12 protein-coding genes are annotated in these 14115 nt (G+C 65.6%); 5 read left to right on the top strand and 7 right to left on the bottom strand.

What is annotated here, in order from left to right:
* Complete coding sequence (locus ABD301_RS31515; protein ID WP_344313907.1) at positions 1-1245, top strand: serine hydrolase domain-containing protein; 1245 nt, start codon at positions 1-3, stop codon at positions 1243-1245.
* Here ABD301_RS31515 and ABD301_RS31510 read toward each other — a convergent pair.
* A complete protein-coding gene (locus ABD301_RS31510; RefSeq protein WP_344313906.1) occupies positions 1242-2180 on the bottom strand; it encodes an NAD-dependent epimerase/dehydratase family protein in 939 nt (312 codons plus the stop codon). The genes ABD301_RS31515 and ABD301_RS31510 overlap by 4 nt on opposite strands.
* Before the next feature lie 88 nt (positions 2181-2268).
* On the opposite strand from ABD301_RS31510, the gene ABD301_RS31505 reads away from it, so the two are divergent.
* Positions 2269-2685, top strand: coding sequence for a MarR family winged helix-turn-helix transcriptional regulator (locus ABD301_RS31505; protein WP_163566934.1), 417 nt, complete (start codon positions 2269-2271; stop codon positions 2683-2685).
* Positions 2686-2821: 136 nt separating this feature from the next.
* Here ABD301_RS31505 and ABD301_RS31500 read toward each other — a convergent pair whose 3' ends face one another.
* Both ABD301_RS31500 and ABD301_RS31495 read right to left on the bottom strand, forming a co-directional pair.
* Entirely contained in the window at positions 2822-4063 is a 1242-nt protein-coding gene (locus ABD301_RS31500; protein WP_344313905.1) for an HNH endonuclease, read from the bottom strand.
* A gap of 350 nt (positions 4064-4413) precedes the next feature.
* Positions 4414-5409 (bottom strand): hypothetical protein, encoded by a 996-nt coding sequence (locus tag ABD301_RS31495; protein WP_344313904.1) that lies wholly within the window; start codon positions 5407-5409, stop codon positions 4414-4416.
* A gap of 133 nt (positions 5410-5542) precedes the next feature.
* Here ABD301_RS31495 and ABD301_RS31490 point away from each other — a divergent pair, with 133 nt between their 5' ends.
* Positions 5543-5962, top strand: coding sequence for a hypothetical protein (locus tag ABD301_RS31490; protein WP_344313903.1), 420 nt, complete (start codon positions 5543-5545; stop codon positions 5960-5962).
* Here the strand turns inward: ABD301_RS31490 and ABD301_RS31485 are convergent.
* The 3 genes from ABD301_RS31485 to ABD301_RS31475 are packed head-to-tail and all read right to left on the bottom strand — an operon-like array spanning position 5959 to position 9745.
* The gene (locus ABD301_RS31485) at positions 5959-7656 is read right to left on the bottom strand and encodes a right-handed parallel beta-helix repeat-containing protein (RefSeq protein ID WP_344313902.1); all 1698 of its coding nucleotides are present in this window, start codon (positions 7654-7656) and stop codon (positions 5959-5961) included. The two genes, ABD301_RS31490 and ABD301_RS31485, sit on opposite strands and share 4 nt — an antisense overlap.
* The gene (locus tag ABD301_RS31480; protein ID WP_344313901.1) at positions 7653-8333 is read right to left on the bottom strand and encodes a helix-turn-helix transcriptional regulator; all 681 of its coding nucleotides are present in this window, start codon (positions 8331-8333) and stop codon (positions 7653-7655) included. Before ABD301_RS31480 ends, ABD301_RS31485 begins: the two co-directional genes overlap by 4 nt.
* Positions 8330-9745 carry a hypothetical protein gene (locus ABD301_RS31475; RefSeq protein ID WP_344313900.1) on the bottom strand — a complete coding sequence of 472 codons (1416 nt, stop codon included), beginning with the start codon at positions 9743-9745 and terminating at the stop codon, positions 8330-8332. The genes ABD301_RS31480 and ABD301_RS31475 overlap by 4 nt, the downstream gene beginning before the upstream one ends.
* An 86-nt stretch (positions 9746-9831) precedes the next feature.
* On the opposite strand from ABD301_RS31475, the gene ABD301_RS31470 reads away from it, so the two are divergent.
* Together ABD301_RS31470 and ABD301_RS31465 are read left to right on the top strand one after the other, a co-directional pair.
* Entirely contained in the window at positions 9832-10521 is a 690-nt protein-coding gene (locus ABD301_RS31470) for a response regulator transcription factor (protein WP_344313899.1), read from the top strand.
* Complete coding sequence (locus ABD301_RS31465) at positions 10518-11789, top strand: sensor histidine kinase (RefSeq protein WP_344313898.1); 1272 nt, start codon at positions 10518-10520, stop codon at positions 11787-11789. The genes ABD301_RS31470 and ABD301_RS31465 overlap by 4 nt, the downstream gene beginning before the upstream one ends.
* Before the next feature lie 7 nt (positions 11790-11796).
* Here the strand turns inward: ABD301_RS31465 and ABD301_RS31460 are convergent, their stop codons facing one another.
* Positions 11797-13863 (bottom strand): serine/threonine protein kinase, encoded by a 2067-nt coding sequence (locus tag ABD301_RS31460; RefSeq protein WP_344313897.1) that lies wholly within the window; start codon positions 13861-13863, stop codon positions 11797-11799.
* Between the last annotated feature and the right edge of the window lie 252 nt (positions 13864-14115).

The following is a 14115-nucleotide window of genomic DNA, read 5'->3' as shown; positions in this document are numbered from 1 at the left end:
ATGACTACTTCACCAATGGCGGCTTCAAGGCCGCAAAACAGCAGAGGCCGGGTTTTCCGGCGGGCGTACGGCGTAGTGCTGGCTGTCACGCTGCTGGCCAGCGTAGCCACGCCAGGGATGGCCACCGCGCGAACTCTCACCGGGCAGGACCGCCCGGAGCTGCAGCAGGCGATCCAGGCGGTAGCCGATTCGGGGATCGCTGGCGTGCAGTTGCGCGTACACGACAAGAAAGGCGACTGGGTCGGCAGTGCCGGCGTACGCACCCTCGGCGAGTCCGCGAAGCCGCCGACGGATGGAAGGTTCCGGATAGGCAGCACCACCAAGCCATTCACGGCGACGGTGGTGCTGCAACTGGTCGGTGAGGGCAAAATCGGGCTGGACACCCCAGTGGCCACCTACCTGCCCGACTTCGGCTTTGACCGGCGGATCACCGTGCGAATGGTGTTGCAGCACACCAGCGGGCTGTTCAACTTCACCGGCGAATATAACGCCGATGGCACGGTGGTGCCGGGAATTCCATGGTCAGGCAAGGAATGGGTGGACAACCGATTCCACACTTACCAGCCCCAGCAGCTGGTGCGGCTCGCCCTGTCGCAGCCGTTGCGGTTCGCGCCGGGCACGAACTGGAGCTATTCCAACACCAACTACGTGGTGGCCCGGTTGCTGATCGAAAAGGTCACCGGTCGCTCGTACGCTGACCAGGTCCAGCGACGAATTCTGCGGCCGCTCGGGCTGCGGGACACCGTGGTGCCGGGCACCTCGCCGGAGATCCCCGGGCCGCACGCCGACAGCTATTACCGCTATCAGGACGGCGACCAGTGGAAGACGGTCGACGTCACGCGGCAGAATCCCTCCTGGATTTCCAGTGCCGGTGAGATAATCTCCACCACAAAGGACATCAATACCTTCATTTCCGCGCTCCTGGGTGGAAAGCTTCTCGCGCCCGCGCTGTTGGCGGAAATGCTCAAGCCGCATGCGACCACCGATCCGACCAGCGACTACGGCCTCGGGCTGTTCGAGTTGCGTGCGGACGCGAACTGCAGCGGCACCGTCCTGATCAACCACCCCGGCGGCGTCCAGGGTTCCGCGACAGCGATGTACAGCACGCTCGACGGCAGCACGACGATGGAGGCCTCGCTGACCTATGTGGACTCGGTGACCCCACCTGGGGCCGCGCTGCAGCAGGCCCAGCAGAATCTCATCAAACTGGTCTTCTGCGGCGGCGGTGAATCAACGCGTCACTAGCGCGGATTCCCGGCCCGCAGCCAAGAAAGATAGTCGGCGACGGCACGGTCGGTGTCATATTCGGGCTGAAACCCGGTGTCCTCCTGGATCCGGCTGATATTCATGGCACGGCCGTTCCAGGTGCGACCGGCCGGCAGATCCAGGGTGGCATCGGGCACCAGCCGGAGCACCGCGTCGCGAATGTCGCCGTTGGTGGTCAGTCGACCCGAGCCGACGTTGTACGTGTGGTGGTGGAGAGTCGTCGCGGTCTGCACCGCGGCGATGCCCCTGCCGCAGTCCCGTACGTAACACATGTCGATGCCGTCCTCGGTTTTTCCGGCGCTGGGAGGGCTTTCCAGCGCGGTGCCGTGGGCGGCCGCGTGTATCAGCTGTGGCACGGCGAAAAAGCCGGATCGGACCCGGCCGAGCGGTCCCCAGATCGCGCCGATGCGGACGTTGACCACCTCGATGCCGAGTTGGCCGCCGACAAAGGGGCCGAGGATTTCGGCGGTCTTCTTGTACGCTTCAATGACGTTGCCGGCGTCCATTGCCAGCGGTTCGTCTTCGCGTAGCGGTCGCGATGATGCGAGGTCGTACACGCCGATGGTGCTCGCCACGGTCACCCGGGAGACTTTCCAGGCCGCAGCAGCGTGCAGGAGGTTACTGAGGCCGCGAAGGTTGCCGTCCAGGTGGGCCAGTGGATCCGGGTCGAGGATGGAATGCGCGGCGAGGTGCACGATGCCGGTGATCGAGTGTTTCTCGCCGAGTCGGGACCAGGCCGCCCGGTCGGCGATATCGAGTGGCTCGACGAAAATCTGGCTGCCGAGCTCTTTGGTCAACAAGTCGGGCACGGTCGCGTTGCGGTGTTGGGTGAGGACACAGGACTCGCCGAGGTCCGCCAGCGTGCGAGCGGTGTGCGAGCCGATGAAACCGAGCCCGCCGGTCACCAAAATCATGCTTTCTCCTCCATGAAAGGTCAGTTACTAGCTAGCTAACGACATTAGCAGCGAGATCGTTAGCTAGCAAACGAACTATCATGGGGAGATGAACGAGTTCCTCACGCTGTTCACTAGAGCGGCCAAGCTGATGCGTGCCGCGGCCGACGAGTCGATGAGCCAGCATGGCGTACGAGTGGGCCAAAATCTGGTGCTGGAGGCGCTCTGGGCGACCGACGGGCTCACGCCCGGCGAGATCGCCGAGCGGGTGCACCTGAGCACCCCCACGGTGGTGAACACCGCGAACAGGATGGTCACCGGCGGCCTGGTGACAAAGAAGCGGGACCGAACGGACGGCCGGCTGGTCCGGCTCTATCTGACCGACCGGGCTCGTTCGGTGCGCGGCGACATCGAGGCCGGCCGTGATGAGCTGGAACGCCGTGCCACCAGCGGCCTCACCGACGCCGAACGAAAGGCGATGCTGGTCGCGTTCCGCAAAATGATCGCCACTCTGGAAAAAGACTAGAAGCGTGTTGCTGTTAAATCTGGCGCTGTTTGTCGGTGGCTCTCGGGTTCAGGTCTGCTGAGAACGATCGGGTGATGGTTCGTCTGCAGGGTTGTGCGCCGCCGGGTATGGGGTTCCCGGCGGCCGGGTGGCTTTTCTATGCGGCGAGCTGGTTGATGCCGCGGATGGGTCTTCGTTCGCGGTCAACGTACGCGGGCGGCAGGAATTCAACAATTCCGTCAACAATGCGTACATCCCAACCACCGTGGTGCACTAAACGATGGCAGCGATCGCACAGGAGCACGCAATTCTCAAGGCAAGTATGCCCACCATCGGCCCAGTGCTGCACGTGGTGCCCCCTCGTCCAGCGGGGTGGTCGCCCGCATCTGGCGCAGCCTTTGTCTCGCGCTATCAAGGCTTTGCGTAGGGCTGGTGTGATGAGTCGTTCGTTGCGCCCGACATCCAGCGGCACGCTGTCGCTGCCCAGCACCATCGGGATAATGTCCGCGTCACACGCCAGCCGGCGGACGCCTTCGGGGGAAATCGGTGCGCCACTGTGCGGATAAGCGACACCGAGCCGGTCCCGCAGCATGTCCCACGTCATCGTAATAGTCAGATGCGGCCGCTCCGCACCCTGGATCGGGAGTTTCCCGGAGTCCGCGATCAGATTCAGGGCCTCCGCGAGCGCGTCCCCGTTGCGCTCGGACACTGACCGCTGATCAGGGGTCCCGTTCTCAGCGGGTCGTGGTTTAGCCAGTGGGCTCAGGATCTCGCTGAAGAGGGTCCCGGTTTCACTGTCGAAGGAGCCACTGAAGTTCAGGCGTCCGTCTGTGCCGGTGTGGAGGGATAGTTCGCGGCGTGGTGTCTCGTTTTCATGTTCGGAGGGCGCGGGTCCGTCGGGGTCCAGGTGATCATGGATGCGTCGCCCTACTTTGGCTAGGCCTGGTGCGGTGTACCGTTTCGCATGTTCCACCAGGGAAGCCTCGGCTTCCTCACGGTCCTTGATGGTCACCCTGGCCGGGAGCCTGGTCACGACCCCAACGATCGTGTCGATCTGGGAGTCGGCGAGTTCCCCGCGGCGCATCGCCTCACTGGCGATGCTGAGTGTGGGTGCGAGGGTTTCCCCGGTGAGGGCTTGGCTGGGGCACAGGTTCAGGGCCCGTTTGTAACGGCGGAACGCCTCTGTGGGGGACAGTCGAAGGAGGTCTTGCAGCATGCCCAGGGTGTTGCGGTGTCCGAGCGTCTTGCCGACGTTTCCTCGGTGGATCGCGGCGACAATGTCCAGCACTTCGACCTGCAGTAGCCAGACCGCTTTTTCTTTCTCCTGTAGCAGCTCGCCGAGCTCGTCCGGGTCACACCTCCAGAGCTCTGGAGAGGTGACTTCGTCGCCGGCGGCCATGACATTAATTCTACCGCCGGCGCCGACAATATGGCCGCGTACGGGCAATCAGGAAATGGATACTTTCACAATAATCCCAACGAAACATAGAGCGCGCGCGTTCAACGCCGACGGGCGAGAACGTTGGGCCTCTGAAATAAAAGCTCAGAAGCGTGGCGCTGATCGCGTCCCATCGACGGCATCGAAAATCCCCGCCAATGCTCCGCCGACAAGTATCGCCAAGTTGTGGGTTGCTCCTATGGCTGTTGTGAATCTGGAGAAGCGCGACCAGGGGAAATTTGCTGTCTGTCTGTCCGCTCTGGAATGGTCGCTGTCAATGTCGAGTCACATGCACCGGGGGGCGCTGGACACTAGAAGCGGTCACATTGGCGGCAGATTGGCCTGGTGCGGGACCAAAATCCGAGTGCGGCGAGCCCGAGCCCGATGCCCCACAGCAGGTAGGCCGGCACCGCAACCCAGAAAAAGGCGAGCCCGAACGGACCAGCATCGAAGGTGCCGGCCGCGCTCTGGAAAGCCAGTTCGGCAAAGGTCACGCCGAAATAGGCGGTCATGCCCAGCGAAATCACGAAGGCCGGTCCCAGCAGCAGCCAGCGCGGCACCCGGCGGCCGGCCAATCCCGTAACCCAGCGCGGAAAGCGCCGTCCCCAGGGGCGTACGAGCGCGAGCGGCAACACCACGCCGGCGAGCAGGAATCCGGCTTCGAATCCGAGCGCCTGCGGTGTCATGCCAACGACCGCCAGCGGAATGCCGTTCGTCCCGACCGCGTATTGGGCGACCAGCCGGAGCAGGCAGCCAGCAATCGCGGCGTAGCCGGCGAAAGTCGCCACCTTCAGCATCCACGGTGGCCGCGGTCGGTCGGTACGACCGCAGGTCAGGCACGCACTACGTTGCTGGCGCTGGTAAACGAGGGTGGTGCCGGCAAGCAGGACCGCGCCCGCTTCGCACGCCAGCCGGGTGGCCAGCGCCGCCGGCTCGACGGTCAGCCCGATGCCGGGCAGCACCACGCTGACCAGATCCAGCAGGAAAAGTGCCGCTTCGGCGGCTAATGCCGTGGTAACTGTCCAAGCGACCGCGACCGCGGCGACCCGGAGTGGCTTCGGGCCGCGGGGCGTACGCAGCATCGGCGCGAGAATCGCGGCCACGGCACACAAAACGGTCGGTAGCCAGCCGCCGACCACCAGATCCGTGCCCAGCGGGGCCACGTACGGCTCGCCATGGATCGCCTGGGAAGCTCGCAGCAGCCCGTACGCGACCGCCCACAGGAGCAGCAACCACCAGCCGTTTCGTTGGTACGCCAAGGCCCACCGGCGGCGGACCGAGGTCGCCGCCTCAACTGTCGTCGTCATGCCACCAGCGTTGCCCGGCCCGCCGGCCACCGCCTCAGCCAAAGGACAGAGGTGCCTCAGCCATCCGACTATGGATAGGCCATGTCACTCGCTGGTGGGGACCGGTCCCGAAACGGGTGGCTAGCATCGGGCCATGATGCCGGCAAAGACTGTGTCCAGCACCCGGGGCGCACCGGGAATCCTTTGGATCGCCAACGTTCTGATGTATGTGCAGGCCGTCGCTTCGCTGTTTGTCGCTACCGTGCAACTGATTCAGGTCGTCCAGTTGGTGAGGCACGGTCAGGACGTGCCGGGCCTGCAGTATGTGGGCACGGTGGTGGATCCCTTGGTGGCGGTCGCGCTGCTGATCTCGGCGACTTTCCTGGTCTCCAAACGGTCCTGGGCGCGGCCGCTCGCGTTTGTGGTGGAAGCGATAGGAATCATGGAGGGCGGGCTCAACATGCTGTCCGGTCACGTCCAGCCGGTGGCCGCCATCCTGATCGCCGTCGTCGTGATCGTGCTGCTGACCCGCCCCCCAGTCGGCGACTGGATCGCCGGCCGTACGGTCGTTTAGGCGACTGGCGGTTGGCTGCCCCGATAAGCAGAACGAAGATAGGTGGCGGCGGCCGAGATGTCCTGCGCTAGCAGGGTGCGAAGTTCGGTGGAGTCCGGCATCCGGCCGAGCAGCCGAAGTCGCTGCGACTGCGCCTTGCGGGCCGCCTCGAACAGTCGCCGCGCCTCCCGCGCGTTGCCGTAGCTGGGACTTTCGGCGATAGAACCGAAATAGTCGACCAGCATTCGTTCGGTCGCCTCGTCGAGCTGGTAGTCGCCGTCCGCGACCATTCGGCCGATGATCAGCACCAGGTCCTGCGGAGTGTAGTTGTCGAATTCGATGGTCTTGGAAAACCGGGACGCGAGGCCCGGGTTGGCGGCCAGGAAGTCGATCATTTCGCCGGTGTAGCCGGCCACGATCACGGCAACTTCCTCGCGATGGTCCTCCATGAGCTTCACCAGCGTGTCGATGGCCTCCTGGCCGTAGTCGTTGCCGCTGCCGATCTGCCGGGACAACGTGTACGCCTCGTCAATGAACAGCACCCCGCCCTTGGTCTCCTCGAAAACCACTGCCGTCTTCTCCGCGGTGTGGCCGACATATTGACCGACCAGATCGCGGCGGGAGACCTCGCGGAACTGGCCGCTGGTGAGCACACCGAGCTTTTTCAACAGTTTCCCGTACGTACGGGCGACGGTCGTCTTTCCGGTGCCGGGCGCGCCAGCGAAAATCAGGTGATGGCTGACCGAGCCGACCGCGAGGCCGGCGCCGCGCCGCCATTCGTTCACCTGGATCTCGTCCACCACGGCCCGCACTTCGGCTTTGACGTTGGGCAATCCCACCATGTTGTCCAGATCGGACAGCAGCTGCTCGAGGTCGTCGCCAAACACCGTTGCCGACGGCGTTGTTTCCGCTGTCACTTCCGGGCACGCGCCGTCGGCGATCCGAATGGCCGGCGCGGCGGTGTTTTCCATCCGGCACTTGGTCACCGAGCCGGCGCAGTCCGCGCCGAAGTCGATTCCGACGCCTCGTACGTCGTGAACGGCCGTCGTCATGATTTTCGGTTTGCTTTGCTGTGCCACCGAAATGCCGGCGTGACCGGTCCGCGACACGTCGCAACTCTCAATAGTCGGCCGGGCGTGCTGGTAAATATAGATGCCGCGTTCCCCGCAGCCGCTGATCGTGCACTTGGCGACCTGGGGATCCGCGCCGAAACCGATCACGATGCCGTCACCGGCCACGTTCTCAACAGTGGTGTCACCGATGCGGCCGGACGAACCGTCCACCACGATGCCTTGGCTGGCGCCGGTGATCGTACATTCCCGGATGTGGGCGTTGGCGCAGTTGCGAACGAAGATCGCCGGACCCAACGGCGCGCTGACCGTGCATCGGTCCATCGCGAGGTTGCCGCTGTCGGCCTGCACGCCACCGACCCGGCCGCGAAACTCGATGCCCTGCAAAGTCAGCGATCCGCCCTGCGCGCTGATCACCGGCCAGTCGCATTCCGAGCCGTCCAGCACCACGGTCGCGCCGACGGCGGCCCGAAGCGTGAGTTCTCGGTCCAGCAGCTCAAAAGTCTCCGCGTAGGTGCCGTCGGCGATGGTGAGCACGCCACCGTCCGGGGCGGCGTACATCGCTTCGCCGATGGTTTGGTACGTGCCACGTTCGTTGGGTGCGACCAAAAGATTGCGGGGAGCGTCTTGGGCGGCGACAGTCACCGGGCGACCTCGTCCCGGATCCAGCCGCGCTGCGCGGCCTTGGCGCCGGCCTGGAACCGGCTGCGGGCGCCCAGCAGGTTGGTCATTTCCGACATCATCCGGCGGACGGTTCGTACCGACATTTTCAGCTGCGCGGCAGCCGCTTCATCGGTACTTCCGGAATACAGCAGGGACAACAGCCGGAGGTGTTTTTCGCTCAACTGGTTCGAATGGGGCAGGTCAAAGGGGGCCAGCGGCATGGCGTCCGCCCACACCCGCTTGAAAAGCTCGGTGGTCGTGGTGATGATGCTCGGCAGCCGGAGCGTCGCAAGCGCCGGTATCATCCCGGCCGGGCCGGCCGGCAGGACCGCGACTTCGCCGTCGATCACGAGAGCGTCCATCGGCACCGCTGGCACGGTCCTGATGTCCGCGCCGGCGAGGCCGAAGGAAAAGAGCTGGCCGGCGATCCGCGGAGCCGTACGCGCCGCATCCGGGACCAGCAGACGATATTGCAGTCCCCGGCGCAGGTTGTCGTGGTCGACCTGCTGGATCCAGCCGATCGGACAGCTGGTGGGGACAACGCTGGTACGCATGATCAGCACCTGCGTTTTGGCGTTCGCCAGCAACGTGTTGATTCCGGCGACCGGGCTGGTGACCGAGGACCTGACAAGCGTTTCCAGGGTGAGGGCTGCGGTCATGATCCGAAACCTCCGATCGGGAGCGACAAAGTGAGGCCGGCGGCGTGTTCGCCGTCCAGTCGGGTGAGTCCGACGCCGGCTGGGTGGAGCATGCCGGCGAGTGCGGTGGAAGTGGCGTTGACCCCGCCCTCGGTGGTGGCCGCCAGCCGTACCAGCGCGCCGGAGCTCACCTCGCCGAGCTGGGAACGGGCATAGCAGGTCAGGGTGATCGCCACTGCGGCCGTGCCGCGATGCCGGTTCACCATGGCGTTGGTCAGGCTTCGTGCTGCGGTGTCGTCGATCTTATGCCAGCCATCGAGCCGAAAACAGGCTTGCGACACGACTCCGGTGGCGAGAAACCGCCAGTTTTCCCTTACTTCATGGCGACCGCCGGTAACGTGCGCCAGCGCCGCGATGGTTGCCAGCGCCGCCTCGTCGGCGAGCGGTTCGGTGTCGACACCGGCCCGGCGCAATGCCTTACGGATGCGCCGGAGCGCATTTCGCAATGCCAGCGCCAAATCATCGTCGATGGGGGTGTCGGCCGTACGGTCAGCGTGCACCGCGAGCCACATCCGTGGCGGTTCTCCCGGCCGGGTGCCCGAGTGGTAAACAGTCTGGACGCCGAATTCGGTGGACACCCCGGTGGAGCTGTCCGGGTGCGGCAAAAGTGCGGTGGGGGAGGGAAAAGTGGTGACCAGTTCGCGGGATACCTGCGCTGGCTTGATCATCGCGGTCAGGCCGTGTCGTTGGCTCATGACCATCACGGTTTCGGTGCCGGCGTCCATGCTGCGGATCGACGTTCCGGGCAGCAGCCGCTCGACCAACGCCAATGCCCGAGCGCCGGTGTTGGGCAGGTCGAAGCGCCGGTTTCGGGACAAGAACTGGTATCTGAGCACGGCATGTTCGTACAACCAGTGTCCGTGCAGGCGGACAGTGGTGACAATCAACAACAAAACTGCCGCGGTCGCCGCTGTCGCGATCACCGGCCACGGCCGGTGCAGGGTGAAAATGACCGAAAGCACGGCGATTTGCCAACACACCGCCTGGGTCACGCTGAGCTGCTCGACAATTCCGGTGGCTCGCTGCCGAATCGGAATGCGAACTCGGACCGGACCAGCCGGCGCAGGAGCCGCCGGGCGGGCGATGGGTGGCCGTGGCACGGGTGTCGTACGGGTCGCCGTCGCGGGCATCGGCACGGTTCCGGGCAGCGTGCCGAGTGATGTCGTACGGCCGGCGGTCCGCACCGCGGTGCCAATCACCGCTGGCGCCGCGGCGGCTCGGACCATCGGCCGCGGGGTGGTCACCGCTCGCGGATCCGCGGCCGCCGCCACCACCAGCATGGGCGCGGGCGGGGCGTTCAGCTGCGGTGGGAAAGGCCGCCCCGCACGTCCCGGGGCGGGCCGGGGCGGGCCGCGAAACTCCTGCTCATCCACTGTGCGGGACCCCCGTTCCTGTTCTCGTGCCGTTTCGTTTCCTTGACCTTGCGCGCTTATGATTGCCCGGCCGACCTGAGGATTTGATGACAATGGGGCGCACTTTGCGGGTGTTGGTGGTAGAGGACGATGAGGACATGCGCGTCGCGGTGGCCGCCGAGCTGCGCGCGGCCGGGTTCGACGTGACGCCGGCGCCGGACATCGCGACGGCGGCCGCCGCCCTCTCGGCGAAGCCTTTTGTCTGCGCGGTGTTCGATCGAATGTTGCCCGACGGCGACTCGATCGAATATGTGCACCGATACCGGGTCGCCGGTGGCGCGGTGCCGGTGCTGTTTTTGACCGCCCGGGACCGCAGAACGGACGTGGTCGCCGGATTCGCCAGCGGTGCTGACGACTACCTGGTCAAGCCGTTCCGGGTGCAGGAGCTCACCGCACGGGTGCGTAATCTGGCCCGGCGGGCCGGTTCCGGGCGCTCGACGGTCTTGCGGTTCGGTGATATCGAAATGGATACCGCTCGCAGGGAAACCCGTCGTGCCGGCGTTTTGTTGACATTGTCCGCGAAGGAGTTCGCGGTGCTGGAATATCTGATGTTGCGCCCGGAGCAGGCGATTTCCCGGGCCGACCTGATCGAGCACTGCTGGGACGAGCTGTCCGACCCGAAGGCGAATGTGGTGGATGTGACGGTCAAAAGGCTTCGCGACAAGCTGCACGACCCGAATGTGATCCATACCGTACGAGGCACCGGCTATCGGTTCGGTTCGGCGGGCCAGTCGTGAGCCGAACCGCCGCGGACAAGCTGCGCCGGCTCCGCTGGGTGCTGACCATCCTGTTCACCAGCCTCAATATGGTGGGCCTGGTCGTGCTCGCGGTCGCGTTCCTGCACACCTATGCCGACCAGCAACAGAAACTCCTGGAATCCGATCTCCAGGGTGTCACGTCGACGGTTTCCCGATTACTTCAGTACGACAACAACACGCTGGTCACCGCGTTTATTCGGGAGGACCAAATCGACAACCAATGCCCGCAGTTCGCTGTGCTGCCCGGCGCTTCGGGCACTTTTCCCGGCTACTTCTCTTCGCGTACATGCGTGCCGATGGACAGCGCGATGCTCGGCGGCCTCGCGCACGACGCGGCGCAGTCCGGCCACATTCTTTCCGGCCTGCAATACGGTACGGACGGGCGCCGGGTGTGGGTGTTGGCCGATCCGGTCCGCAACCCGACCGGGCAGTACATCGGTGCGGTGGTGGCGGTCGCCGACGCCGGACCGGACCAGGCCACCTACGACCTGCTGGTGTTGGTCGTGGTCGGTGGTTGTCTGCTGGGGATCGCCGCGTTGGCCACCACCGGCTACCTGCTCGCTGGCCGGGCGATCCGGCCGGCCGCGATCGCGTTGGAACAGCAGGAAATCCTGCTCGCCGAGACCGCGCACGACCTGCGAACGCCGGTCGCGAAACTGCGGGCGCTCGCCGAGACCGCACAGCGTAATCCGGGCGTGCGGGCCGAGTTGTTGCCGCGTACGGTCGCTTTGGCCGCTGGCATGGGAGAAACCATCGACGGCCTGCTGGTACGAGCGAGGCTGGCGGCCGGCCTGGACGAGCTCGCCCTCGAGCCGGTCTGGCTCGACCAACTGGTCGCCGGTGTGGTCGAGGAGTCGACCGAAGTCGGCGCGAATGTCACAATTGCCGCGGCGCCCTCCCGGGTGACTGTCGATCCGGCGCTGGTGCGCCGAGCTGTCCGCAATCTCCTGGAAAATGCATTGCATTACGGCAAGCAACCGGATCAGGCCGCGATCGTCCACATCACCGTCACGAACGGCCGGATCACCGTCGCCGACCACGGCCCCGGAGTGGCCGAAGACGTTGCCGAATTCGTCCTCGATCGCTTCCACACCGGTGGTGGTTCGACCGGGCTCGGGCTGTCCATTGTCCGTTGGGTCGCGCAGGCGCACGGCGGGGTTTTGAACGTCTACAACGCGGATGAGGGTGGTGCTATCTTCGAGTTGGATTTGGTGCGTACCACGTCATCCCCGATTCGCCAGCGTTAGCTGATTTCTATTGTTGGCAGGTGGCGCCGCGGATGGGTTTGGGCTGGCTTTCGTACACCTGGGAGTCACTGCTGCTGCTGTCCACGGCCTGAATCTGGAAGCAGTATTTGCGGGCTGGATCGACCGCAACGGTGAGCGACCGCAGGCGATTCGCGATGACCACCTTGGTCGGTCCGTTTTCCTGCGCCACCACGACCGCGAAATCCAGGTTGGGCACGCTGCCGGTCCAGTTCAGCACGACCTCGTTGCCCAGATCGGTCGGATTGGAGAGCGTGAGCGTCACGGATTTCGGCGGCTGGCCGGACGGCACGCTGGTGGCCACTGACCGTACCGGCCGGGGAGTGGTCGTCAGTTCCGGCGGATGTGACTGGAAAACCAACACCAACGGCACCACCACGGCAACCGCCAGCGCGGCCGCGCCAATGATCATCCGGTACGGGATGCGGCGGCGCGGCTCCCTGGGGGCGGCGGCGGGCACGGCCGGCGGATAGTGCGATGGCTCGGCTGTCGGCAGCAAGTCGTCGAAATCGTCGTCGGGCGGCTCGGCCAAACCGCTGCCCGGCTCGGTGAAATCTTCTCGAGGCTCCGCGAAATCCCGCGTCGGCGCAGGGAAATCACTGGTCGGGCCGGGCGACGGCTGGTCGAAAACATCCGGAAGTTCAGCGAAATCCGCGGCTACCTTCGTGAAGTCGTCCTCTTGGTGGTCGAACTCGGCCGCGTTGTCCGGTGTATCGAAGTCGTCGAATGCGCCCTCGCCGCCGCGTGCCGGCTCAGGCGCGACCTCGACCACCTCGGGAATGTCGACGACAGTCGCCGCAGTGGTGGCAGCCTCAACCAGCGGCTCGGCGATCACTGGCTGGACGGGGTATTCCGCCACCGGCGCGACGGCTGGCCTTTCGACTATCGGCGCGACAACTGGTTTTTCGGGCGCTGGCGAAGCGAACGACGGGTTCGGGGTTTCCTGGAAATCGTCGAAGTCATCCTCGTCGATCGCCGGCTGGTATGGCGTCTGTACGACCGGAAGCGGCCGTGGATTCGGGGCCGGAACCGGTGGCGTCGAAGCGGCCGGAGGTGGCGGGATCGGCGCAGCGGCCGGCGGCGGTGTCGGAACAGGCGGTGTCGGAACAGGCAGAGTCGGAACAGGCAGGGTCGGAACAGGCGGTGTCGAAACTGGCGGTGTCGGAACAGGCGGCGCGGCCAGCGGCGGTGCGGGGCTGGTGGGCGGCGCTGGCGGTTGGAACGGCGGCGGCGCATGATAGGCCGCCGGCCCGCGTTGTTGGTACGCCAACAAAGTTGAGAGCCGGTACGCGACGAATTCCGCGGACACTGGCCGGCGAGCCGGGTCGGCACTCAACAAGGCGCCAGTCATCAGGGAAAGCTCGCCCGGCACCCCAGGCAGCGCGATGGGCGGCACTGGTTCGCGCAGCACCCGCAAAACCCGGTCGCCCAGGCGTTCGCCGAGCCGGCCGGGGTGTGGCGGCCGGCCGGTCAGCGCGAAATGCAACACCGCGCCGAGGCCGTAAAGATCGGTGCGGTCACTGAGTATGTCGTCGCGCAACGACTCGGGCGACAGCCATTCGATCGACTGCATGGGATCGCGCGGGAAAGCCCGTCGAAGCGGCACCCCGAAATCGGCGAGGACCGCCTCGCCAGTGGGCCGGAACAGCACGTTTTTCGGGTGTACGCCACCATGTGGCACGCCGACCGAATGCGCGGCGGCCAGTGCGGTGGCCGCCGCGTACCCGAGCACCAGCACGTCGGACGGCTGCAACGCGCCACAGCGCTGGACGAGCGCGGCCAGCGACTGCGTGCAGAACTCCATTCGCAGCGCGTGTCGGCCGTCCGGCAGCTGCTCGATCCGGGACGGGATCAGGGCGGCGGGGACTCGCAAGGCGCGCAGCTTCGCGAACTCGCGGTCCAGCTCGGCCACCGTACGCCGGTCGAAACGGCCGGGAAAGACCTTGAGAGCACTGGAAACCCCGCCGAGGTCGGATCGGTAGACGGCTGCCATCGGGCCGCTGCCGACGCTGGTCAGCTGCTCGTTCAGGGACATGGATGCCTCGGTCGTACTCATGCTGGACGGGTCACGTCCAGATAGGCGCAGCAATGCACGAGAAGCATACGCAGGTCGCCGATGATTTCGTTGACAAGATCCGCTGGTGCGTACGAGCGAATTCCTCGGCGCCGAAGGTGAAAGCGCCGAGATTGCGCCCGACTGGTACGAACACCGTCACCTCCCTGATATGCCGTGGCCGTTCGCCCGATGATAGGTACGTTGACCGGCGCCAGCGGAAAGCGGCAGCTTGCTGCCGAACGCCCCAGGGGC

The organism is Fodinicola feengrottensis (assembly GCF_039530045.1).
Lineage (GTDB): Bacteria > Actinomycetota > Actinomycetes > Mycobacteriales > HKI-0501 > Fodinicola > Fodinicola feengrottensis.
Note: the sequence above shows the minus strand (reverse complement) of the source record. Positions and strands in the feature narration are given on the sequence as shown.

What these genes read in the sequence shown, in the direction of transcription:
- ABD301_RS31500 (WP_344313905.1), bottom strand. Translation starts at nt 4,063, where the DNA reads ATGGCCGCCGGCGACGAAGTCACCTCTCCAGAGCTCTGGAGGTGTGAC.
- ABD301_RS31460 (WP_344313897.1), bottom strand. Translation starts at nt 13,863, where the DNA reads ATGAGTACGACCGAGGCATCCATGTCCCTGAACGAGCAGCTGACCAGC.
- ABD301_RS31510 (WP_344313906.1), bottom strand. Translation starts at nt 2,180, where the DNA reads ATGATTTTGGTGACCGGCGGGCTCGGTTTCATCGGCTCGCACACCGCT.
- ABD301_RS31490 (WP_344313903.1), top strand. Translation starts at nt 5,543, where the DNA reads ATGATGCCGGCAAAGACTGTGTCCAGCACCCGGGGCGCACCGGGAATC.
- ABD301_RS31515 (WP_344313907.1), top strand. Translation starts at nt 1, where the DNA reads ATGACTACTTCACCAATGGCGGCTTCAAGGCCGCAAAACAGCAGAGGC.
- ABD301_RS31470 (WP_344313899.1), top strand. Translation starts at nt 9,832, where the DNA reads ATGACAATGGGGCGCACTTTGCGGGTGTTGGTGGTAGAGGACGATGAG.
- ABD301_RS31495 (WP_344313904.1), bottom strand. Translation starts at nt 5,409, where the DNA reads ATGACGACGACAGTTGAGGCGGCGACCTCGGTCCGCCGCCGGTGGGCC.
- ABD301_RS31480 (WP_344313901.1), bottom strand. Translation starts at nt 8,333, where the DNA reads ATGACCGCAGCCCTCACCCTGGAAACGCTTGTCAGGTCCTCGGTCACC.
- ABD301_RS31505 (WP_163566934.1), top strand. Translation starts at nt 2,269, where the DNA reads ATGAACGAGTTCCTCACGCTGTTCACTAGAGCGGCCAAGCTGATGCGT.